The organism is Streptomyces taklimakanensis, assembly GCF_009709575.1.
Classification (GTDB): domain Bacteria; phylum Actinomycetota; class Actinomycetes; order Streptomycetales; family Streptomycetaceae; genus Streptomyces; species Streptomyces taklimakanensis.
The window spans coordinates 582801-605850 of sequence record NZ_WIXO01000001.1; the positions used below are offsets into that span (position 1 = coordinate 582801).

16 protein-coding genes are annotated in these 23050 nt (G+C 72.7%); 5 read left to right on the plus strand and 11 right to left on the minus strand.

The features are described from left to right. Positions 1–29: 29 nt before the first annotated feature. On the minus strand, positions 30–815 hold the full coding sequence (locus F0L17_RS02515) for a VOC family protein (protein ID WP_338017925.1): 786 nt from the start codon (positions 813–815) through the stop codon (positions 30–32). 183 nt (positions 816–998) lie between these two features. Continuing rightward, complete coding sequence (locus F0L17_RS02520; protein WP_155069700.1) at positions 999–1808, minus strand: SDR family oxidoreductase; 810 nt, start codon at positions 1806–1808, stop codon at positions 999–1001. 206 nt (positions 1809–2014) lie between these two features. Here F0L17_RS02520 and F0L17_RS02525 point away from each other — a divergent pair, with 206 nt between their 5' ends. Then, a complete protein-coding gene (locus tag F0L17_RS02525) occupies positions 2015–2386 on the plus strand; it encodes a chaplin (protein ID WP_155069702.1) in 372 nt (123 codons plus the stop codon). 105 nt (positions 2387–2491) lie between these two features. Here the strand turns inward: F0L17_RS02525 and F0L17_RS02530 are convergent, their stop codons facing one another. After that, entirely contained in the window at positions 2492–3391 is a 900-nt protein-coding gene (locus F0L17_RS02530) for a substrate-binding domain-containing protein (RefSeq protein WP_162465690.1), read from the minus strand. A gap of 24 nt (positions 3392–3415) precedes the next feature. Next, positions 3416–5902 (minus strand): glycoside hydrolase family 2 protein, encoded by a 2487-nt coding sequence (locus F0L17_RS02535; protein ID WP_155069705.1) that lies wholly within the window; start codon positions 5900–5902, stop codon positions 3416–3418. Between the two features lie 216 nt (positions 5903–6118). Between F0L17_RS02535 and F0L17_RS02540 the strand changes: the two genes are divergently transcribed. After that, complete coding sequence (locus F0L17_RS02540) at positions 6119–8314, plus strand: alpha-galactosidase (protein WP_155069707.1); 2196 nt, start codon at positions 6119–6121, stop codon at positions 8312–8314. 679 nt (positions 8315–8993) lie between these two features. Here the strand turns inward: F0L17_RS02540 and F0L17_RS02545 are convergent. From F0L17_RS02545 to F0L17_RS02560, 5 genes are all read right to left on the minus strand, one after another. After that, on the minus strand, positions 8994–10001 hold the full coding sequence (locus tag F0L17_RS02545; protein ID WP_155069711.1) for an ABC transporter ATP-binding protein: 1008 nt from the start codon (positions 9999–10001) through the stop codon (positions 8994–8996). Next, the gene (locus F0L17_RS26945) at positions 9998–10864 is read right to left on the minus strand and encodes an ABC transporter ATP-binding protein (RefSeq protein WP_338017926.1); all 867 of its coding nucleotides are present in this window, start codon (positions 10862–10864) and stop codon (positions 9998–10000) included. The genes F0L17_RS02545 and F0L17_RS26945 overlap by 4 nt, the downstream gene beginning before the upstream one ends. A gap of 17 nt (positions 10865–10881) precedes the next feature. Next, complete coding sequence (locus tag F0L17_RS26950) at positions 10882–11958, minus strand: ABC transporter permease (RefSeq protein WP_338017927.1); 1077 nt, start codon at positions 11956–11958, stop codon at positions 10882–10884. 18 nt (positions 11959–11976) lie between these two features. Then, positions 11977–12966: an ABC transporter permease subunit gene (locus tag F0L17_RS02555; RefSeq protein ID WP_162465691.1), complete on the minus strand. Its 990-nt coding sequence runs from the start codon at positions 12964–12966 to the stop codon at positions 11977–11979. A gap of 90 nt (positions 12967–13056) precedes the next feature. Continuing rightward, positions 13057–14742: an ABC transporter substrate-binding protein gene (locus F0L17_RS02560; protein WP_155069713.1), complete on the minus strand. Its 1686-nt coding sequence runs from the start codon at positions 14740–14742 to the stop codon at positions 13057–13059. Positions 14743–15136: 394 nt separating this feature from the next. Here F0L17_RS02560 and F0L17_RS02565 point away from each other — a divergent pair, with 394 nt between their 5' ends. Next, a complete protein-coding gene (locus tag F0L17_RS02565; protein WP_162465692.1) occupies positions 15137–16423 on the plus strand; it encodes an ROK family protein in 1287 nt (428 codons plus the stop codon). A gap of 75 nt (positions 16424–16498) precedes the next feature. On the opposite strand, the gene F0L17_RS02570 is transcribed toward F0L17_RS02565, so the two are convergent. Both F0L17_RS02570 and F0L17_RS02575 read right to left on the minus strand, forming a co-directional pair. Then, entirely contained in the window at positions 16499–16939 is a 441-nt protein-coding gene (locus F0L17_RS02570) for a DoxX family protein (protein ID WP_155069715.1), read from the minus strand. A 32-nt stretch (positions 16940–16971) separates the two neighbouring features. After that, complete coding sequence (locus F0L17_RS02575; RefSeq protein ID WP_155069717.1) at positions 16972–17958, minus strand: glycoside hydrolase family 6 protein; 987 nt, start codon at positions 17956–17958, stop codon at positions 16972–16974. Between the two features lie 792 nt (positions 17959–18750). Here F0L17_RS02575 and F0L17_RS02580 point away from each other — a divergent pair. Further along, positions 18751–20175, plus strand: a complete 1425-nt coding sequence (locus F0L17_RS02580) for a GntT/GntP/DsdX family permease (RefSeq protein ID WP_162465693.1) — start codon at positions 18751–18753, stop codon at positions 20173–20175. Between the two features lie 164 nt (positions 20176–20339). Further along, entirely contained in the window at positions 20340–22799 is a 2460-nt protein-coding gene (locus F0L17_RS02585) for a SpoIIE family protein phosphatase (RefSeq protein ID WP_162465694.1), read from the plus strand. Positions 22800–23050: the final 251 nt, after the last annotated feature.

Consider the following 23050-nt stretch of genomic DNA (forward strand, 5'->3'; position numbering starts at 1 on the left):
CTCCCGCCCCTGCCGGCTTCCCGGCGTCCTCAGGACCCCACGCTCTCGAGGGAGAACAGGGCGCCCTGCGGGTCGCGGACGACCGCGATCCGCCCCGTCGGGGTGTCGGCGGGTGCCGAGACCACCTCCGCCCCCAGGTCCGCCGCCCTGGCCGCCGCGGCGTCGACCTCCTCGACACCGAAGTGGACGTGCCAGTGGGGGCGCACCCGCGGGTCGGGGGCGTCCTCCACCGCGCCACCGCTCAGCCCGGCCACGGTCCGGCCGTCGATGCGCAGCACCACCCGGTCGTGCTCGTAACCGATGTCGTAGCGTTCCGGGTCGCCCTTGTCCCATCCGAACACCTCGCCGTAGAAGAGGGCGGCGGCGAAGGCGTCGTGGGTGCGCAGTTCCAGCCAGGAGGGGGCGTTGGGGCGGCTTCCCGCCCGCCACTGTGGGTCCACGCCCCCCTCCCAGATCCCGAAGAGGGCGCCGGCCGGGTCGGCCGCCCACGCCACCCGACCGGCGCCGAAGCCCACCGGGCCCACGGCGACGGTGGCGCCGCGCTCCCGCACCCGTCCGGCCGCGGTGTCGACGCTGTCGATGGCGAAGTACGGGGTCCAGGCGGTGAGGACGCGCAGGCTGTCCCTGGCCTCCCCCAGACCGGCGACCGGAACGCCGTCGGCGAGCGCGACCACGTAGTGGCCCAGCTTCTGCGAGCCCGGTCGGTACCGCCAGCCCAGGAGTTCGCCGTAGAAGTGCTGCGCGGCCTCCGGGTCGGGGGCCAGCAGGGTGACCCAGCAGGGCGCGCCCTGCGGCGCACGCACGGTCTCCGTCACGGCCGATCACCACACCGTTCCTCGTCGTGTCTCGCTCGAACCGTCGGCTCGCGGCGGGTCGGTCCGTTCCGCGACGGCCCGACGGCTCCCTCCCCGGAACACCGATGCTGCCCGCTCGCACCGACGGGGGAAACCGGGACCCACCGATCGGAGCAGCCGGGCGGCCACGCCGCGCCGTCCGGGTCAGGGCCTGCGCCAGGAGTCGCTCTCCAGGTGGGAGCCGGCCTGCGGCCCCATCCGCAGCATTCCGCCGTCCACCGACCACGAGGCGCCGGTGACGTAGGAGGCGTCCCCGCTCGTCAGGAAGGCGATCACGGCGGCCACCTCACGGGCGTCGCCCGGCCGTCCGGCGGGGATGCCGGGCCGCCGCTCGGCGCGGACGTCGGCGTCCTCCTGGCCGGTCATCGGGGTGGCGATCTCGCCGGGCGCCACGGCGTTGACGGTGATCCCGTCGGCGGCCAGTTCCAGGGCCATCACCTGGGTGAGGAGCCCGAGTCCGCCCTTGGCGGCGCAGTAGGGCGCGGCGCCCACCCTCGGCTGGTGCTCGTGGACGCTGGTGACGTTGACGATCCTGCCCCCGTCCCCCTGCCGGATCATGCGGCGGGCGGCCCGCTGACCGCACAGGAAGGGGCCGACGAGATCGACGTCGAGGACCTGTCGGACGGTGTCGAGGTCGAGGTCGAGGAAGGGGGTGGCGGTGCCGGTCCCGGCGTTGTTGACCAGCACGTCGATCCTGCCCAGTTCGTCGGCGAGCCGGTCGACCGCGTCGGCGGCGTCGGGCAGCTCGGTGAGGTCCATCCGCGCGACGGCGGCCCGACGGCCGTGGGAGCGCACCTCCTCGGCCGTGCGGCGCGCGCCCTGTTCGTCCTCGTGCCAGGTGATGCCGATGTCCATCCCCCGCTCGGCCAGCCGCACGGCGGTGGCGCGGCCGATCCCCGAGTCCGCCCCCGTGATCACGGCGACACGTCCGGCGGATGCGCTGTGCGCGTTCATCGAACCTCCTCGTCTGCGACCGGGCCGGGTTCCGGTACCCGGACGCCCCGCTTCGAAACGGGTGGCCCGTCCGGGTGGACCGGAGGCGATCGACCACCGTTCGGCCTAATCGCTGTGACCTCCGGACGGATCGGCCGTTGATCACGACACCGGCCGCCGTCGACTGAGCGGCCGGGCGAATGTCCGCAACCAAGGAGTGACTTTTCATGTCGCGTTTCGCCAAGGCTGCCGCCGTGACGGTCGCCGCCGGTGCCGCACTGGCCGGGACCGCCGGCTCCGCCGCCGCCGACGCCGGAGCCCAGGGCGCCGCCATCGGCTCTCCGGGGGTCGTCTCCGGCAACGTCATCCAGGTGCCGGTCAACGTTCCCATCAACCTCTGCGGCAACACCGTCAACCTGGTCGGTGCGCTGAACCCCGCCTTCGGCAACACCTGTGTCAACGGAGGCGCCCAGGCCGGGAAGGGCCACGACGCCAAGGGTCACGACAAGAAGGGCGGCCACGACAAGAAGGGTGGCCACGACAAGAAGGGCGGCCACACCGGCAAGGGCGGCCACGACAAGCACAAGGGCGCCCGCTGACGTCGCCCGTGTCGAGCCTCCGGGGGAGGGCCCGCGGCCGGCGGGCCCTCCCCCGGAGGTCTCTCGTACGTCGCCCACGCCCCGCCGCGGCGCGGAAACGCGCCATCACGTGGTGGAACGGACGGGACAGCGTGCGGTGCTGCCCCGGGGCACGCACCGGGCGGTGGGAGACCACCGCTCGGCGACCTCCCGCCCGTCGACCAGTTCCAGCACCGACTCGGCGACCAGCACGCCGTACCGGTGCACGTCCACGCTCATGGTGGTGAGCGGCGGGGACGCCAATCGGCACATCGTGGAGTCGTCCCAGGCGATCAGACTGAGTTGTTCCGGCACGGCCACGCCCAGTTCCTTGGCCGCGCCCAGCCCCGCCACCGCCATCACGTCGTTGTCGTAGAGGATCGCGGTGGGCGGCTCCGGGCCGTTCAACAACGTCCGGGTGAGCCCGGCGCCCGCCTCGTCGGAGTAGTCGCCCTCGACGATCACCGGTTCGATCCCGACCTCGCGGCAGCCCTCGACGAGCGCCTTGGTGCGGGCCCGGGTGTGCAGCAGGTCGGCGGGCCCGCTGACCCGGGCGATACGCCGGTGCCCGAGGTCGAGCAGGTGGGCCAGCGCCTCGCGCACCGGCCCGGCGTCGTCGGTGCGGACGGCGGGCACGGCCGGACGGCCTCCCTCGCCCCCGTCGCTCCCCTCGGCCCCCGTCCCCACCAGGACGGCGGGCAGTCCCAGTTCGCGCAGGACGGGCAGCCGGCGATCGTCGACGGTGCGGTTGACCACCACGACCGCCTCGACCAACCCCCGTTCGGCCCACCGCCGGTAGGCGGCGATCTCCGCGTCCTGGGCGGCCACGACGTGCAGCAGGACGGACAGCCCGCGCTCCGCCAGGCGTTCCTCGATCCCGGCGATGAACTCCATGAAGAACGGTTCGATGCCCAGCAGCCGTGCGGGGCGCGCGAGGACCAGTCCGACGGCTCCCGAGAAGCCGACGCCCGAGCCTGCCCCGTTCACTCCGCTGTTACCGGACGCGCCCACTCAGGACCGCACCACCCGGGCGCTCAGGGAGTTGGCGGAGCGCAGCACCAACGGATCCGTCAGCGCGGCGGGATCGATGTCGGCGGCGGTCCGCACGGTGAAGGACCGGGTCTCGCCCGCCAACATCGGTACCAGCATCTCGTCCACCACCGCGTCGGGGGCGACCCGGTCGGCCAGGACGGCCACGTCGCGGGCGAAGGAGGAGGCGGTGACGTCCACCCGGTAGCCGCCCTCCACCGCGACGGCCTCGGCCTCCAGCGGCTCGGGGTCGTAGGCCAGGTCGCGGTCCTCGGCGAAGAGGTGGACGGTGCGTACGTCCTGCGCGGTCGCCACCAGCATCTCCTCGTGGGCGTTCTCCGGACCGACCAGTGAGGGGGCCGGTTCGACGCGCTCGACCGAACGGGCCGGCACGTCGAGGGAAAGCTTAACGCTCCGCAGCACGGCGCCGGAGAACGTCTGCCGCTCCAGGCGCAGCTCGCACCGCCAGGGCTCGTCGTGGTCGTTGACCGCGATCAGGACGGGACGGCCGTCGCGGGGCTGGACGGTCAGCAGCCGGGGCGCGTAGGCGTGGCGCAGCCCGTACCACAGCGGCTTGGGGCGCTCGTCGCCGTCGACCGCCGCCCAGGAGGTGACCGGCCAGCAGTCGTTGAGCTGCCAGACGACCGCGCCGGCGGTCCGCGGCCACCAGGAGCGGAAGTGCTCGATGCCGAAGGCGACCGCGCGGGCCTGGTTGAGCTGGGTGGCCCAGTGCCAGTCCTCGAACGTCCTCGGAGCGGGCAGGTGGGGGGCCATGCCGCGGTCCAGCTTCTCGTTGCCCTCCTCGGCCTTCTGGTGGAGCAGGAAGGCGGGCGAGGTGGGGGTGAGCGGCTCGTCGTGGATCCACCGCGTCAGGGTCGCCCAGGTCGGGGGAGCCTGGAAGCCGAACTCCGAACAGAACCGCGGGACGTGGTCGCGGTAGTGGGTGTAGTCGACCCGGTTCCACACCTCCCACTCGTGCCGGGTGCCGTGCCGCTCGTCGTTGGGGTGGACCCCGTCGACCGGCATGTCGGGGTTGTAGGGGCTGTTGGCGGAGTAGAAGCGGGTCGGGTCGAGTTCGGCCACGATGGACGGCAGCAGTTCGGTGTAGTAGCGCAGCCCCCAGGTGCGGCCCCGGAGCTGGTCGGGCCAGCCCCAGTCGCGGAAGCCCCACATGTTCTCGTTGGCCCCGTTCCACAACGCCAGGGAGGGGTGTGGGGTGAGGCGGGCGACGTTCTCGCGGGCCTCGGCCTCGACCTCGCTCCACAGGGGCTCCTCCTCCGGGTAGGAGGCGCAGGCGAAGGGGAAGTCCTGCCAGACCAGGACACCGCGCTCGTCGCAGACGTCGTAGAAGTCCTCGGTCTCGTAGATGCCGCCGCCCCACACCCGCAGCAGGTTCATGTGGGCGCCGACGGCCTGGTCGACGCGGCGTTCGACGCGTTCGCGGGTGACGCGGGTGAGGAAGTGGTCGTCGGGGATCCAGTTGGCTCCCTTGGCGAAGATCGGCTCGCCGTTGACGACGATCGTGAAGGGGGTGCCGATCTCGTCGGGGGTGGTGTCCACCGTGACGGTGCGGAAGCCGACGCGGCACTCGTGGACGTCCAACGGCTCGCCGTCCCCGGCCGCCGTCAGGGTGACCGCGAGGTCGTACAGGGGCTGTTCGCCGTGGCCGACGGGCCACCACAGCCGGGCGTCGGGGACGGTGACGGTGACCGTCGCGGACGTCTCCCCCGCCGGGACGGCGACGCGCTCGACGCGGCCGGCCACGGTGGCGGCCAGTTCCAGCCCGGCGCCTCCCGCCGGGTCGGAGCGCTCGACGTCCACATGGACCTCGACCCGGCCGGTGCCGTCGGCGTCCACCGTCACCAACGGGCGCACCGTCGCCAGGCGGGCGGTGTGCCACCGTTCCAGGCGGACCGGCTTCCAGATGCCGGCCGTCTGGAGGTCCGGGCCCCAGTCCCAGCCGAAGCTGCACGCCATCTTGCGCACCATGTTGAAGGGGTGCGGGTAGACGTGGTCGCGTCGGCCGAGGCGCCGTTCGACCTCCTCGGCGTACTCCAGGGCGGAGCGGAAGGAGACGGTGAGCCGGTGCTCGCGGGAGCCGGACCCCAGGGCCGCGCGGACGTCGAAGCGGTAGCCGCGGTGCATGTTGGCGGTGCTGCCCAGCACCGCCCCGTCCAGCTCCACCGTGGCCACGGTGTCCAGGCCGTCGAAGACCAGATCCACGCGCTCGTCGGGGGCGGCCGGCTCGGTCTCGAAGACGAGGTCGTAGCGCCAGTCGGTGCGGTGGGCCCAGACCAGTTCCTCCTCGGCGCGGTCCAGGTAGGGGTCCGGGATCAGTCCGGCCGCCAACAGGTCCAGGTGGGCGCTGCCGGGGACGGTGGCCGAAACGGTCCGACCCGCCACGTGCGCGGGCACCGGCCCGGCGGTCGCCGACAACTGCCAGCCGTCGTGCAGGGTTTGGCGGATCATCGGCGTTCACTCCTAGATCGGTCGCTTGGATCGGTCGCTCCGCCGGACGCGCGGCGGTTCGGTGGGGGGTGGGGTCCGGGCCGCGTGAGGAAGGGGGACGCCGCCGGTGGATTCCCCCTCGCGAGCCGAGTATCGTCGCCCGAGATTCTTACGCCACCGAATTAAGTAAGTCAACGGCGCCTTCGGCGCACCCGCGGCCAGGACGGAGACATCACCATGGCACCACCTTCCGCTCCCCTCCCTCCCGAGGTGACGCACCTGCGGGCGGGCGGCGTCAGTCTCGTGCTCGATCCGACCGGGGGCACCCTCCCCCGGGTGCTGCACTGGGGCGCCGACCTCGGCGACCTCGGCCCCGAGGAACTGCGGGACCTCCGGCTGGCCCGGCGACCGCAGCCCATCGGCTTCTCGGTGGACGCCCCCGTGGAGGTGGCCGTGCTCCCCGAGCAGTCGGCGGGCTGGCTCGGCACCCCCGGCCTGGTGGGCAACCGCGGCGGGCGGGACTTCTCCACGGCCTTCACCGTCCACGGGGCGACGCTCTCGGCGGCGACACGGACGCCTCCCGCCTCCGGCGCCCCGGCGGGCGGAACCGTCACCGTCCTCGCCCACGACACCGGAGCCGAACTGGACCTGGAGCTGGTGATCGAACTGACCGTCTCCGGGCTGGTGCGCCAGCGCGCCACCGTCACCAACCGCGGCTCCTCCCCCTTCGCGCTCGACGCCGTGAACCTCACCCTGCCGGTGCCCGCCGTCGCCACCGAACTGCTGGACTTCACCGGGCACCACCTGCGGGAACGCAGCCCACAACGCACCGCCTTCACCCAGGGACTGCGGGTGCGGGAGAACCGCACCGGCCGCACCGGCTACGACAGCGCCCACCTGCTCGCCGCCGGCACCGCGGGCTTCGGCAACCGCTCCGGGGAGATCTGGGCCGTGCACACCGCCTGGTCCGGCAACCACCGCACCTTCGCCGAGCGCACCTTCCACTCCGTCTCCCTGCTGGGCTCCGGGGAACTGCTGCTCTCCGGCGAGGTGGAACTCGCCCCCGGCGAGTCCTACACCTCCCCGTGGCAGTACGGCTCGTACGGGAAGGGTCTGGACGAGGTGTCCGCGCGCTTCCACCGCTGGCTGCGCGCCCGCCCGAACCATCCCTCCCCGCCCCGCCCGGTCACCCTCAACACCTGGGAGGCCGTCTACTTCGACCACGACCTCGACCGGCTCCGCAGGCTGGCCGACGCCGCCGCGGCGGTGGGCGCCGAGCGCTTCGTCCTGGACGACGGCTGGTTCGGATCGCGCCGCGACGACCGGCGCGGCCTGGGCGACTGGTACGTCTCGGACGAGGTGTGGCCCGACGGCCTGGGGCCGCTGACCGACCACGTGACCGGGCTGGGCATGCAGTTCGGCATCTGGGTGGAGCCGGAGATGATCAACGAGGACTCCGAGCTCGCCCGCGCCCACCCCGACTGGATCATGGCCACCGGCGACCGACTGCCCGGCGCCGCCCGGTCCCAGCAGGTCCTCGACCTCGCCCGTCCCGAGGCGTTCGCGCACATCCTCCGACGCCTGGACGAGCTGCTGGACGCGTACCCGATCTCCTACCTGAAGTGGGACCACAACCGGGACCTGGTCGAGGCCGGCCACCGGCCCACCGGCCGCGCGGGCGTGCACGGGCAGACGCTGGCGGTCTACCGGCTGATGGACGAGCTGCGCCGGCGGCACCCCGGCGTCGAGATCGAGTCGTGCTCCTCCGGTGGCGGCCGGGTCGACCTGGAGATCCTCCAGCGGACCGACCGGGTGTGGGTCTCGGACTGCATCGACGCCCTGGAGCGGCAACAGATCCAACGCTGGACGGGCGCGCTGATCCCGCCGGAGCTGATGGGCACCCACGTGGGCTCCGGCACCTCGCACACCACCGGACGTCGCCATCCGATCGACTTCCGGGCGGGCACCGCCCTCTTCGGCCACTTCGGCATCGAGTGGGACCTGACCGAGGCGAGCCCCGAGGACCTGGCCCGGCTGACCGAGTGGGTGGCGCTCCACAAGGAGTTGCGCGGCCTGCTCCACACGGGCACGTCCGTCCACGCCGACCACCCGGACCCGGCCTACCACCTGCACGGCGTGGTCGCCGAGGACGGCTCCGATGCGGTGTACGCGCTGGTCGCCACGGCCTCCTCCGAGCTGTACCCGCCGGGACCGGTCAGGTTGCCGGGACTCGACCCCGACGCCGTCTACCGCGTACGGCCGCAGCCGCCCGGTGACCTGCCGGACGGCAACGCCCACCACTGGGGCGCCCACCTCCCGTGGTGGACGCCCGAGGGGGTCCGGCTGCCGGGCCGAGTGCTGGACGGTGCCGGGCTCCAGGCGCCGGTGCTCTACCCCGAGCGGCTGGTACTGCTGCGCGCCACACGGGTGTGAGCCGCGCCTTTCGGGGGTTCCGGCCCGAACCGGAACCCCCGAAAGGCGGCGCCGACGGACCGTCGGCGGAGCAGCCTGCCCCCCGGGCGGCGGGCGCGGGAACGGGACAGGCCGCCCGCGGCACGCCCGCGTCCGCGTCCGCGTCCCGCTCCGGGGACCACTCCCATGGCCCCGCCGCGCCCGGTGCGGGGAAGACGGTCCCCCGGTGCCGGGCACCGTTGTGTTCGACCTGCCAGGCCGGCGCCCAGGAGTCGTCGCGGGCGACGACCGCCCCGGTGGGCAGCTCCCGTCGACCAGGAGCTGCGCGAGGTCAGCGCGGAACGGCTGCGGGGGGCGTGGTGGTGGGCGGCCGGGTCCATCGCCGGCAGCCCGGCCGCGCGCGGCGGGACGCGGTGCCGGCGGGACTCGGCCACCCAGTCGCTGTCGCCGTACAGCGGGTCGAACTCCTCCACCGGGAGTCCGGAGTCGGTGAGGAAGGCTCCGGTGACCGCCGAGGTGACGGCCTGGACGCGCACCCCTCCCCCCGCCCTCCGGACCCGACTCGTCCCCGCCCACCCCCAGCGCCAGGTGCGTTCCGCCGCCCGACCAGGTCAGCGGGGATCGGGACGTGGGGTTGCCTCCTCGTGCCGGGGGTTCCGGGGTGGTGGGGTTCCGGTCCTCCGACCGCTCCTCCGACGGCTCAGGCGTTCGCGCCCTCGGTCGCCGGGTTCGTACCGCGCTCGCCATCGGCGTGCAGCCAGCACTTGGCGTAGTGGTCGTAGGCCACCGCGAAGTCCTCCGGCAGCCGGGAGCAGACGTCCATCGCCGAGGGGCAGCGGTCCCGGAAGGTGCATCCGGGGTCGTCGCCGGGGAGCTTCGAGTTGCCCGCCGGCTCGATGCGCGGCTCCCGGGCGAGTCGGCCGCGGCCCCCGGCGTCGGGGTCGGGCGCCGCGGCGGCCAGGATCCGGGTGTAGGGGTGCCGGGGGTCGAGGATGACGTCGTCCGCCGGCCCCCGCTCGACCACGCGCCCCCGGTACATCACCAGGATGTCGTCGGAGAAGTGCCGTGCGGTGGCGAGGTCGTGGGTGATGTAGAGGACGGCGAGGTCGTCCTCGCGCTGGAGACGGGCGAGGAGGTTGAGCACCCCCAACCGGATGGAGACGTCCAGCATGGAGACCGGTTCGTCGGCGATGACGATCCGGGCGCCCGGCGCCAGGGCGCGGGCGATCGCCACACGCTGGCGCTGGCCGCCGGAGAGCTCGTGGGGGCGGCGTCGGGCGATGTCGGCGGCCGGGGTGAGGTTGACGCGTTCCAGCAACTGTTCGACCTTGCGCCGGGTGTCCTCCCCGCCCTTGGCGCGACCGTGCAGCTTCAGCGGACGGGCCAGGTGGTGCTCGACGGTGTGGAAGGGGTTGAGCGAGGCGAAGGGGTCCTGGAAGACCATCTGCACGTGGTCGCGGTAGACGCGGTCGGCGATCCGCCCGCCGTCGGGTCCGGTGAGGGTGATCCGTCCGGCGGTGGGCTTCTCCAGTCGGGCGATCATCCTCGCGACCGTGGACTTCCCCGAGCCGGACTCGCCGACCAGGGCGACGGTCCGGCCGGGCGTCAGGGTGAAGGAAACGTTGTCAACGGCGCGGAATCTGGAGTGCCGCAGTCCGGAGCGGATGGTGAAGTCCTTGACCAGGTCGCGTACTTCGAGGGCCGTCATCGCGTGCCCGCCTCCTTCGCGGTGTGCTCGGTGGGCTCGGTGGGCTCGACATGCTCGCGGGCACTGGACTCCCCGGTGCGGATGAACGCCCCGCGCTCGCCGGTGAGGCTGGGGAAGGAGTCGAGCAGCTTGCGCGTGTAGGGGTGCCGCGGTCGCCGGTGGATCTCCTCGGCGGTGGCGTACTCGACCACCTCGCCGTCGCGCATGACGGCGATCCGGTCGCTCAGCTCCAGCAGCAGCGGCAGGTCGTGGGTGATGAAGACGACCGCGAAGCCGAGTTCGTCGCGGAAGCGCACGATCTCCTTGAGGATGCCGCGCTGGACGACCACGTCGAGCGCGGTGGTGGGCTCGTCCATGATCATCACCTGGGGGTCGAGCAGCAGCGCCATGGCGATCATGACGCGCTGCCGCATGCCGCCGGAGAGCTCGTGCGGGAAGGAGTCCAGCCGTCGCGGATCGACGCCGACCAGGCGGAGCACCTCCTCGCACCGCTCGCGGCGCTCCTGGGCGGACATGCCGGGGCGGTGGGTGGTGAGGACGTCCTCCAACTGCGCCCCGACGGAGACGACCGGGTTCAGGGCGTTCATCGCGCCCTGGAAGACCATCGACAGCTTCGCCCAGCGGAAGGCGCGCAGTTCCTCCTTCTCCAGCGCGAGCAGGTCGATGTCCTTCCCGTCGCGGTCGTGGAAGACGACCGATCCGGAGGTCACCTCGGCCGGGGGCCGGTGCAGCCGGTTGATCGCGTACGCCAGGGTGGTCTTGCCGCAGCCGGACTCGCCGGCCAGTCCGAGGATCTCGCCGCGGCCGAGGGTGAGCGAGACGTCCTTCACGGCGTGGGTGGGCCTGTCGCCCCGGTAGACCACGTTGAGGTTCTCGACCGTCAGGACGGCCTCGCGGTCCGCGGCTCCGGGGGCGGCGGGCTCGCGGTCCGCGGCGGCCGGACGCGGCGCGGCCCCGCGGCCCGCCGCGCCCTCGCCGCGCGGTGGGCGCGGCGGGTGCGGCGGGTGGACGCCGGGACGGTGCGCAGCTTGGGGTTGATGATCTCGTCGATGCTGAAGTTGATCAGAGAGAGGCCGCAGCCGAACAGCGCGATGACCAGACCGGGCGGGCCGAACCACCACCATGCCTCGTGCTGGAGGGCGAAGCCGTTCTGGGCGTAGAAGAGCATCTTGCCCAGCGTGGAGGAGTTGGACGCGCCCAGTCCCAGGAACGACAGGCCGGCCTCGCTGAGGATCGCCAGGATCACGGCGAACACGAACTGCGAGGCCATCAGGGGCAGGAGGTTGGGCAGGATCTCCACCGAGACGATGCGCCAGGGCTTCTCGCCCGCCACCTTCGCCGCGGCGACGTAGTCGCGGTTGCGCAGGGAGAGGGTCTGGGCGCGCAGCACCCGCGCGGAGGCCGCCCAGCCGGTGATCGCCAGCACCACCGCGACGGTCCACCAGCCGCGCTGCTCGACGGGGACGAACCCCGCGATGACGATGACCAGCGGCAGGCCGGGGATGACCAGCATCACGTTGGAGAACAGGGAGAAGCCCTCGTCCACCGCCCCACCGACGTAACCGCCGATGACGCCGAAGACCGCGGACAGCAGGGTGGCCAGGACGCCGACCAACAGGCCGATCTGGAGGGAGCCGCGGGTGGAGTGGGCCAGTTGGGCCAGGACGTCCTGGCCGATCTGGGTGGTCCCCAGCCAGAACTCGCCGCTGGGCGGGGTCATGCCGATGTCGCGGACGGTGTCGGGATCGCCCACCAGCATCGGTCCGAGGACGCCGAAGAGGGCGATGGAGACGACGAGGCCGAGGCCGACGCCGAGCTTGGGGGACCAGCGCGGCACCAGGGAACGCCAGCCGCTGCTCTCGGCGCGTCGGGGGGCGGGCCCGGTACCCGTGGTGCCGGCGGGGGTGTCGGGGGGCGCGCTGCCGGTGTCCTCGACGGACGGGTCGATGTTCGTCACGGTGTCGTTTCCTCGCTCTCAGTGGCCGGCGCGGGTACGGGGGTCGATGAGGCCGTACAGCAGGTCGACCACCAGGTTGGCGCCCAGCACGGCCACCGTGATGACCAGGAAGATCCCCTGCATCAGGGCGTAGTCGTTGTTCTCCACCGCCTGGAGGAGCCTGGATCCGATGCCCGGGTAGGAGAAGACCTGCTCGGTGATGACCGAACCGGAGACCACGAAGCCGAGGGAGATGGCGAATCCGGCGACCGACGGCAGGACCGCGTTGCGCGCGGCGTAGCGGGTCATGATGCGCCGCTCGCGCAGCCCCTTGGCCTGGGCGGTGAGGACGTAGTCCTCCGAGACCGTCGAGACCATCATGTTCCGCATCCCCAGCAGCCAGCCGCCGACCGAGGAGATCACGATGGTCAGGGCGGGGAGGGTGCCGTGGTGGACGGCGGACGCGATGAACTCGCCGTTCCAGCCCGGGTCCAGGATCACGTCGTAACCGCCGCTGATCGGGAACCAGGCCAGTGCGGAGGCGAAGATCGCGACCAGGATCAGCGCCAGCCAGAAGTACGGCACCGCGGCCAGGACGGTGGTGGCGGGGATGAGCGAGTCGAGCCAGGAGCCGCGCTTCCAGCCGACGAGGGCACCGAGACCGACGCCGAGCAGGAAGGAGAGCAGGGTCGCGATCCCCACCAGCACGATCGTCCAGGGCAGCGCGTCACCGATGACGGTCGACACCTCGGCGGGGAAGACGCTGACCGAGATGCCCAGGTCGCCCCTGGCCATGTTGGCCAGGTACGAGAAGTACTGGACGACCAGGGGGTCTCCGGTGTCGGCTCCCAGGAGGAGCTCGTAGGATCTGCGGACCGACGGGTCGGTCGCCCCGCCGCGCTGTTGCAGCTTCGCCATGAGGGTGTCCACCGGATTGCCCGGCATCATCCTCGGGATGAAGAAGTTCAGGGTCAGCGCCGCCCAGAGGGCGACGAGGTAGAACCCGAGCTTCCGGGCGTAGTACCTCACCGATTTCCGCCTATCACTGTGTGCCTCTCCTGGGAACCGTTCGCTGTGGTCCCGCCGGGGCGGCCGCCCCGGCCGCCACGGCGGGACCGGTCACTCGCCGGCCGGCTTCAACGCCTTGTAGATCTGCGCCTGGTCGGGGCGGCTCCACACCGCCGGTACGGCGTGGAGGTTGTACTCCGTCGGCCAGCCGTCGAACTTCGCGTCGTGGTACTGGCTGGTGGTGCCGGCGGTGAGGACGGGGATGTAGGGCATGTCCTCCTCCAGCTCGGTCTGGATGACGTCGTACTGCGCCTGCCGCTTGCCGGTCGCCTCGGGGGAGGCCTTCTTGAGCTCCCGGAGCGCCTTGTCGACCTCGGGGTTGCTGTAGCGGGCGAAGTTCGGGTTCGCCGCCTCCCCGACCCTGGCGGTGGTCTCGGTGCCGAAGAAGTAGCTGTAGGTGTAGTACGGGTCGGGGGTGGGGCCCGGGTACAGCGCGTCGATCACCAGCTCGTAGTCGCCCTGGCCGCGGGCCTCGGACCACTCGTTCCAGGAGGACTGCTGGGCGGTCAGCTTGATGCCGGCCTTCTTCAACTGCTCGGCCATGGTGTCGACGGCGGTGATGTAGTCGGTCCAACCGGAGACGACCCGGACCGTCAGCGCGAGCTTCCGGCCGTCCTTGGCGTAGACGCCGTCCGAGCCCTTGGTGTAGCCGGCCTCCTCCAGGATCCGCGTGGCCTCGGAGACGTCGGGCTCCATCGGGGCCAGGCTCTCCTTCAGCTTGCCGGAGATGATCTCCTTGCCGCTCTCCACCGGCACGAACCCGGGGGAGATCTGGCTGCCGGTGTCCTGGAAGGCCAGGGAGTTGATCTGGGTGCGGTCCAGGGCGTAGTAGATCGCCCTGCGCACCGCCGGGTCCGTCTGCGGTCCCTCACAGCCCAGTTCGGCGTTGGAGCAGGTGATCAGGACCGTCTGGTTCAGCGGGACCGTGACGGCCTTGTAGCCGGGGTAGTTCTCCTCGACGTTCCTCATGTCCGGGACGGGGCCGGTCTGCCAGTCGATCTTCTTCGCCTTCAGGGCGTCGGCGCCGGCCTGGTTGCCCGACAGGGCGATGTAGCGGACCTGCTTGAGGGCGGGCTCACCGTCCCAGTAGTCGGGGTTGGACCTGAGGGTGAAGGCCTGTCCCTTGAAGTCGGCCAGCGTGTACGGCCCGGTGCCGACGGGCTTGGTGACGGTGTTCGTGGCGGGGTTCTCGAAGTCCTTCCAGATGTGCTCGGGGACGATGAAGACCTTGCCGAGGATCTGTGGGCCCTCCATGTAGGAGGGCTCGTCGAAGGTGATCTTGACGTGGGTGTCGTCGACGGCCTCGGCCCTGCCCTCGTAGCCGGTGCCGTTCATCGCCTTGTGCTTGGTGATCATGTTCAGCGTGAAGACGACGTCGTCGGCGGTGAACTTCTCGCCGTCCGACCACGTGACCCCGTCCCGGAGGGTGATCGACAGCTCGGTGCCGTCGTCGTTCCAGGAGTACTCCGTCCCCAGCAGCGGCTTGGCGGGTTCGTCGCGGACCTGGTTGAAGTAGAAGAGCGACTCGAAGATGGTGCCCGGCCCCTCGTTGAGGGTCGGCGAGAAGGGGTTGAAGTTGGCCTGGTAGTCGCCCGCCTGCCCCGTGAAGACCACGAGGGTCTCGTCCTTGCCTCCGCCGCTGCCGCCCGACTGCGAACAGGCCGTGGCCAGCAGGGCGAGCGCGGCCATCCCGGCCGCCGCGACGCGCGTACGACGGCGTCTTGCTTGCTGGAACATAGTGGAAGGATCCTCTCGTGCGGCAGGGGCACCTCGGTGTGCCGTTCGGCCACCTCGACGGTGGCCGGGTCGCTCATGTGGGGCGATTGTTAAGTCGCCGAAGAAAGAAAGTCAATACTCGTGCGTCACCCCCGCGTCACAGAGACGAACGCGACGTCCGGGAGCGACCGGAGCCGACCCGGGCACTCCGCAGGGCCCTGGAGGGCCCGAGGGGACCGGAGGAGAGCCGCGAGGGAACCACGGGGGACACGGAGCGTGGTGCGGGGCGGCGCGGGGCGGACGCTTGCCCCGTTTCGATAGGGAAATAAACTAACGGTCCGTACGGGCGCGGCGCGGTCCGCGCGGACCGCAGGCGACAGCGTGAACGCCCCGACCGGGGGTGGGCGGAGGACCAGTGAGCGGACCAGCGCGGGCGACGGCCCACGCGAGCAGCAGGGCGGCCGTGCTCGACGTGATCCGCGCGGCGGGTACCATCAGCCGGGTCGGCCTCGTCAACGCGACCGGTTTCACGGGGGCGACGATCTCCACCGTCGTGCGCCGCCTCATCGACGACGGACTGGTGGTGGAGACCGGGCGGGCCGAGTCCACCGGCGGCAAGCGCCGCGTACTGCTCCAACTCAACCAGTCGTCCCGGTACGCGGTCGGGGTCCACCTCGACCACGCCGGTCTCACCTACGTCCTCACCAACCTCGGTGGCTCGGTCGTCGCCCGGATGACCCGGGCGGGCGCGGGCGCCGAGGACCCGCCCACCGTCGTCGCGCGCATGGCGGCCGAGGTCGACGCGCTCATCGACGGCGTCGGCGTCGGCCGCGACCGGGTGCTCGGACTGGGCCTGGTCTCCCCCGGCCCCCTCTCCCCCGCCAGCGGGATGCGGCTGACCCCGCCCATGATGCGGCGCTGGGAGGACTTCCCGCTCGACGAGGCGCTCCGGGACGCGACCGGACTGCCGGTGGTGTTCGACAACGACGCCACCGCGGCGGCGCTGGGCGAGCACTGGTCCGGAGGCGTCGGAGGCGCCTCCACCTTCGCCGCCCTGTACATGGGCACCGGCATCGGCGCGGGCCTGATGATCGACGGGATGACCTACCGCGGCGCCGGCGGCAACGCCGGCGAGATCGGCCACAGTTGCCTGGCCGTGGACGGCCCGGAGTGCTGGTGCGGGGCGCGGGGCTGCGTGGAGGCGCTGGCCGGTCCGGCGGCGGTCGTCGCCGCGGCCCGCGCCGACGAGGTGCTGGCCCGTGCCGCCGGGCTGGACGGATCCCCCGGTTCGCCGCGGCGGGCGTCGGTGACCGCGGACTTCGCCGCCGTCACCCGGGCCGCCCGCCGCGGCGAACCGGGGGCGCGCGCCCTCCTGGAACGCTCGGCGCGCTACCTCGCGGTGGCCGCCCGCACCCTCGCCAACGTCATGGACCTGGAGCTCCTGGTGCTCACCGGTCCCGGCCTGGCGATCGCCGGATCGGTGTACCTGCCGGTGGTGCAGGAGGAGCTGGACCGGGCCTTCTTCTCCCGCGCGACCCACTCCGTCGACGTCCGACTCTCCCGTTCCGCCGCCACCGCTCCCGCGATCGGCGCGGCGGCCATGGTGCTGCAGTCCGAGCTCGTGCCACTGCGCCAAGGGCCGCGACTGCCGGAGAACCTGGCGGACTCCGAACCCGTCACCGTGCGGCAGGCCGGCGCCTGAGGGACCCGGGGCCGGCGCGGGGCGGCCGGTCCGCCCCGCGCCTCCCTCGCCCCGGCCCACCGCGGACGCCGGGGCTCACGCGGCGATGACCCGCACCCGCTCTCCGCCACCCGCCCGCTCCCTGCGGCCGAACAGGGAACCCAGCGCCCAGGCGCCGGGGCCGAGGGCCGCGACGAGGAGGAAGGACCAGCAGAACATCGCGGCCGCCTCCCCTCCGTTCTCGATCGGGAAGAGGGCGTCGGGCTGGTGCCTGACGAAGTAGGCGTACGCCATCGAGCCGGAACAGACCACCGCGGCGCTCCGGGTGCCGACTCCCAGCATCACCAGGCCACCGCCGACGAGTTGGATGGCCGCGGCCCACCAGGAGGGCCACTGCCCCACCTCGGGCACCCCTCCGCCGCCGGGTCCGCCGAGCACGTCGAACAGGGTCGCCACGCCGTGGCAGGCGAACAACAGACCCACCACCATGCGGTAGAGCCCGAGCACGTGGTCCCTGCACCTGTCCAGTAATCCCATGGGTCGTCCTCTCCGGTCGATCGATCCGTCGCTCACCGAGCCCCTGTCGGCGCCGCGACGGCCATGTCGTAGGCGAGCTGTGGCATGAACCGGCCGGCCGGGCCCGCGCACCCGTCCGCCTCGCCGGGGAGCTTGACCCACAGGAAGGCGTCGATCCGCGCGTCGCCGGTCCGGTCGGTGCTGGGGGTCCCGATCGCCCGTCCCGACGGGTCGCACCACTGGCCGCCTGCGGGACCGTTGCCGTTGCGGCTGGTGTCGACCACCGCGTTCAGGTCCGGCGAGCCGATCGCGTTCAGGACGGCCTTGGCGTAGGCGACCTCGTCGGCCGTGCGGTTGTAGTTGGAGACGTTGGTGGAGATCCCGTCGGCGTTCTCGGTGATGCCGGCGGCCCTCAACCGGGCGGCCATCTCGGCCGGGGGGTGCCAGTTGGAGTGGGCGGCGTCGAAGTAGACCTTCGCCCGGGAGGAGGCGGCCTTCAGCGCCCTGCCCGCGTAGGCCATCGACTCCCGGGTCCGGGCCTGCTGGTCCGCGCTCTGGCAGTTGGACATCAGCGCCAGGACGTCCGGCTCCACGACGACGGCGGCCGGGCGGCCCTCCAGACCGGCGGCCAACTCGTCGATCCACTGCCGGTAGGCAGAGTGACTGTCGGCGCCGCCGCCGCTGGCTCCGCCGCAGTCGCGGTTGGGCATGTTGTAGACCACCAGGATGGGGATCCCGCCCTCCTCCGCGGCGGCGGTGACCAGGGAGTCCACCTCCGCGCGGACCGTGGCGGTGTTGGTCGTGGTGAACCACTGCCCCTGCGGGACGCTCGCGATCCGGTCCCGGATCACCCCCGCGCGCGGGTCGTTCGGGTTGGCCGCCACCCAGCGGGCCGCCTGGGTGTCGGGGTTGACGTAGTAGGGCGAGTCGGCCGCGCGGGCCGTGTCGTTCGGCGCGACGAGCGCCGCGCCGACGGCCGCGGTCAGGGCGACCGCCCACGCGAGCGCGCGGCCCGCCGACGGAAGGGTCTTGCGGAGCATGTGTACTCCTCGGTGGGGGGAAGGTGGTACGCCGCCCGCGTCGGCGGGGCGGCACGGCTCCGAGCCGTACGGTCCGGTCCGCCGCCGCACCGGGCCGCATCGGACCGGACCGCACCGGACAGGGTGTGCCCATGTCACACGGGCGAGCGGATCGCGACCGCGGGGAGCCGGAGGGACGGATCACCGGATCGGCGGTGCGGGGCCACGGTGGACGCCGACCGTCGACCGCCGTCCGCCGATCCGGAGCCTGTGACCCGGAACACAGCATGGGAGCGCTCCCATCGAGAGTAGTCACGCCGCCCGTTCCGTCAAGGGAAACCGCACGGCGGAAAACGACGGGCCCCGGAGCGGCACGCCGGGGGCGCGGACCGTTCCCCCTCGCCACCGGCCCCGGCCCCCGCCCGGCGCCGGTCCGGGAGAACGGTGGGGGAACGGTCCGGGACGGAGGATTGATCGGAGCCGAGGAGGAGAGGTGTTCACCCACACACCGCCCTTCCCCGGTCCCTCCCCGCTCCATCGCTTGTCAGGGGGTGACGGTCCCGGGCAGGGTGGCTGGTGCCCCCGACCGCCGGTGGTCCCCGGGACGGACCGCCGCCGATGTGGAGGTGGACGACTCCGCTCCCCGCAGGGGGCCCGCCCCGAGGGGGCGCGGTCCTGCCCGAACCGCTCCCTCGCGGGACAACCGCAGAACGTCACAGACCTGGGGAACGACTCCCCCCCTGGCCACGCCAGGGCGACCCCGCCACCGGCCGCGGCCGGTGGTCCCCGCCGAAGACCGATGGAGTGGGTTTCGTGGAAGCGATCGACCCGGCCTACGGAACGACGACGCTGCTGCTGATGGCGGCGGGCGCCGTGGCCCTGTTGCTGTTCCTCATCATGAAGGTGAAGCTGCACGCCTTCGTGTCGCTGGTCCTGGTGAGCGTGGTGACCGCGCTCGTGGTCGGCTTCCCGCTGGCCGACATCCCCGACGTGCTGATGTTCGGGTTCGCCGACACCATCGGATCGGTTGCCCTCCTGGTCGCCTTCGGCGTGATGCTCGGCCGGCTGCTGGAGGTCACCGGCGGGGCCCAGGTGCTGGCCGACACCCTGATCACCCGGTTCGGGGAGCACCGGGCGCCCCTGGCCCTCGGCGTGGCCGCGCTCATCTTCGGCTTCCCCATCTTCTTCGACGCCGGTCTGGTGGTGTTCCTGCCGATCATCCTGACCGTGGCACGGCGCTTCGGCGGTTCGCTGCTGTTGTACGCGCTGCCCGCGGCGGGCGCCTTCGCCGCCATGCACGCCATCGTCCCGCCCCACCCCGGTCCGGTCGCCGCCACCGAGGTGCTCGGCGGCGAGATCGGCACCACCCTCCTGGTGGGCCTCCCCGTCGTGGTGGTGGCGTGGTACGTCGGTGTCCTGCTGGTCTCCCGGTTCCTGGGAGCCCGTGTCATGGTGTCACTGCCCGACGCCGTCTTCGGCGAGGTCCGCGACGGCCGGGGCCGCAGCGAGGGGGAGCGCGCGGACGAGTCCGACGCGCAGCGGCTGGGCGACCGACCGCCCTCCTTCGGCACCGTCCTGGGGCTGCTGCTGGTTCCCCTGGTCCTGATCTCCTTCGACACCGTCCTGAACACGCTCATCACCGCCGGGGTCATCGACGAGGGGACGGACTGGGCGGAGTTCCTGGCCCTGCTGGGCTTCACCCCGGTGGCCCTGATGATCACCGTCATCACCGCGATCCTGGTGCTGGGACGGCCGCGGACCTCGATGGAGAGGGTCGGCAAGATCGTCGACAGCGCCCTCGGCCCCATCTGCTCCATCATCCTGATCACCGGCGCGGGTGGCATGTTCGGCGGTGTGCTGGAACTCTCCGGAATCGGGGCCGCCCTCAGCGGATCCCTGTCCGGCCTGGGCATCTCCCTCATCGTCCAGGCCTTCTTGATCGCCACTCTGCTGCGAGTCGCCCAGGGTTCGGCCACCGTCGCCCTGACCACCGCCTCCGGACTGATCGCGGGAGCGGCCGGTGACGCGAACCTGAGCGACTTCCGGCTGGCTCTGCTGGTGGTGGCCATCGCGGCCGGCGCCACCGTGCTCTCGCACGTGAACGACTCCGGCTTCTGGCTGGTGAGCCGCTTCTTCGGCATGGACGTCAAGACCACCCTGCGGACCTGGACGGTGATGGAGACGACCCTCGGGCTGTCGGCCTTCCTGATCGCGCTCGGCCTGTGGGTGGTCACCTGAGCCGTGCCCCGCTCGTCACCCCCGCGGCGCCGGCTTCGGGGGTACCCGGTCCCCACGGCACGCGCCGACCGGACCGGCACGCGACCGCCGTCGCCATGCGCACGGATCCCGGTCGGGGTTGAATGGCCCCAACAGCGTCGCACTCCCCGGAGCGAGGCAGCCGAGTGAATCCGACCACGCACCACTACGACGCCGATCCCGGCTCCCCGCGGAGCGGGGCGGCCGCGTTCGTGCTGGACGGACACGGAGTCGTACTGCAGTGCACGGCCTCGGCGCTGAACCTGACCGGTCACCCCGTCCACGAACTCCACGGTCGACGGATGGCCGAACTGGTCATCGGCCCCGGCCCGTGGGACAGAATCGACGAGGAGGACTCCTGGCGGCCCGACCCCGTGGAGGTCCGCACGTTCGTGCGGCACCGGGACGGACTGCCGGTCGAGGTGGACGCCGAGGTGATGTTCCTGCCCCCCGACGGCAGGGCCCGCCTGCTGGTCTGCGCCGTCCCCTCGGCGGCGGGGCGACGCTGGTCCGAGGACCAGGCCCTGATCCGCGCGCTGTTCACCCAGACCCGCATCGGCCTCCTCGTCGTCGACGCCGACCTGCTGGTGACCCGTGCCAACCTCAACCCCGGCTTCTTCGGCCTGTCCGCCGAGGAGCTCGCCTCCCGGTCCCCCCGGGGCGCCAGGTTCGAGGAGATCCTCGTCCCCGAGGACGCCGCGGCCGTCAACGAACGGCTGAAGCGGGTGTTGGAGACCGGCGAGCCGCTGATCGACTGGGAGCACTCGGCGCGGCGGCTGAGCGCCCCGGAGCTGGAACGGGTGCTGTCCTCCTCCGGCTTCCGACTGGAGGACCCGCAGGGACGCGTCATCGGCGTCGCCACCGTCTTCACCGACATCACCGAGCAGCACATCGCGCGGCGGCGGCTGGCCCTCCTCCACACCGCGGCCGGACGGCTGGGCCAGACCCTGGACGTCACCGACAACGCCGAGGAGTTGACCGGGACCCTCGTCCCCGACCTGGCGGACCTGGCGTGTGTGGACCTGGTCGAGGCGGTCCTCCAGGGGCAGGAGCCCGGCCCCTTCAGCTCCGGGACGCCGCTGCGGCGGATCGCGACCGCCTCGGCCGGGGGCGCCTGGCCGGCCGGCGTGTACCAGCGCGGCGAGGTCCTGCGCGCCCGGGACATGGAGAGCGAGGCACTCCGCGACGGCCAGGCCGTCCTGGCACCCGACCTGGAGAGCCTGCGGGAACAGTTGGACCCGGACCCGGAACGGCAGCGACTGATGTTCCCCCGGTCGGCGACCTCCGCTCTGATCGTCCCGTTGCACGCCCGGGGGCGGGTCCTGGGCGTGCTGGGCATGTGGCGGGAGGGTGACCGCGTGCCCTTCAGTCCCAACGACGTGCCCCTGGCGGAGGAGATCGCCTCGCGGGCCGCGCTGAGCGTGGAGAACGCCCGGCGCTACACCTCCGAGCTGCGCACCGTGGAGACCCTGCAACGCAGCCTGCTGCCCCCGGCGGGCATGGAGATCAGCGCGGCGGAGACCGCCGGGACGTACGTGCCGGCCGGCACCGCCGCGGGGGTGGGCGGAAGCTGGTACGACGTCATCCAGCTCTCCTCCACCCGGGTCGCCTTCGTCGTCGGCGACGTGGCCGGGCACGGACTGGGCGCGACGGCCACCATGGGCCGGTTGCGCACGGCCGTGCAGACCCTCGCCGACCTGGACCTCCCTCCGGAGGAGCTGCTCACCCACCTGGACGACCTGGTCATCCGGCTGGCCTACACCGAGCCGGCCTCCACCGGCAGCGGTGGCTCCGGCGTGGTCGGGGCCACCTGCCTGTACTGCGTGTACGACCCGGTCACCGGCCGATGCGTGATGGCCAGTGCCGGCCACCCGACGCCGGTGCTGACCAGCCCCGAGGGGCACACCCGCAGCGTGGACCTCAAGCCCGGACCGGCCCTGGGCGTGGGGGGCATGCCCTTCGAACCCGTCGAACTGCACCTCGGTCCGGGCAGCGTGTTGGCCTTCTACACCAACGAGTTGCTGGCCCACGCCGAGGACGGGGCCGAGGACGGCCAGCTCAGACTGTTGCGCGACGGCCTGGACGCCGCCGTGGCGGCCGGCGGCTCCCCCGCCGACATCGGCCGCGCCGCCGTCGACCACGTGCTGTCCGAGGCGCCGGCCGACGACGTGGCCCTGCTGGTGGCCCGGGTCAAGGCCCTGCCGGAGGGGGCCACCGTGGCGTGGCGGTTCACCGCCGACCCCTCCGTGGTGCGTCAGGCTCGCGAACTGGTCACCGCCCAGTTGGCCGAGTGGGGCCTGGAGGAGATGGCCTTCACCACCGAACTGATCGTCAGCGAGCTGGTCACCAACGCCATCCGCTACGCCGGTCCCCCCATCGGGTTGCGGTTGATCAAGGACAAGACCCTGATCTGCGAGGTCTCCGACCCCAGCCAGACCCAGCCGCACCTGCGCCGCGCCCGGCTGACGGACGAGGGCGGGCGCGGCCTGTTCCTCATCGCCCAGCTCGCCCGCCGCTGGGGCAGCCGCTACACGCCGTCGGGCAAGACGATCTGGACCGAGCAGGCGCTGGGCGCGCCGCCGGAGATTCCGTTGGGCGTCTTCTGAGCAGCCCCGCGCACGCCGCCCGCGCCCGCCGGTCGGTCGCGGGCGGCGTGTCGCTCCCCCTGACGCCGGCTCACGGTGCCGGCCACGGGCCCCCGAGGGGCCCGTACGGGCCGCTGACGCGCCGTCACCGGACGCCGGCATGTGCCGGAACCGTCACCGAAGGTGTCGTCCGCCCGAGACCGGCTATGCGCAAGGAGAGCCGTCCGCTCGGCACGGCCGCTCCGCCGAGTGCGGCCGACCCGCCACCGACG

Bases quoted from the DNA above. Each gene is read 5' to 3' on its own strand.
- F0L17_RS02520 (WP_155069700.1), bottom strand. From the start codon at position 1,808: ATGAACGCGCACAGCGCATCCGCCGGACGTGTCGCCGTGATCACGGGG.
- F0L17_RS02525 (WP_155069702.1), top strand. From the start codon at position 2,015: ATGTCGCGTTTCGCCAAGGCTGCCGCCGTGACGGTCGCCGCCGGTGCC.
- F0L17_RS02535 (WP_155069705.1), bottom strand. From the start codon at position 5,902: ATGATCCGCCAAACCCTGCACGACGGCTGGCAGTTGTCGGCGACCGCC.
- F0L17_RS02540 (WP_155069707.1), top strand. From the start codon at position 6,119: ATGGCACCACCTTCCGCTCCCCTCCCTCCCGAGGTGACGCACCTGCGG.
- F0L17_RS02545 (WP_155069711.1), bottom strand. From the start codon at position 10,001: ATGACGGCCCTCGAAGTACGCGACCTGGTCAAGGACTTCACCATCCGC.
- F0L17_RS02560 (WP_155069713.1), bottom strand. From the start codon at position 14,742: ATGTTCCAGCAAGCAAGACGCCGTCGTACGCGCGTCGCGGCGGCCGGG.
- F0L17_RS02570 (WP_155069715.1), bottom strand. From the start codon at position 16,939: ATGGGATTACTGGACAGGTGCAGGGACCACGTGCTCGGGCTCTACCGC.
- F0L17_RS02575 (WP_155069717.1), bottom strand. From the start codon at position 17,958: ATGCTCCGCAAGACCCTTCCGTCGGCGGGCCGCGCGCTCGCGTGGGCG.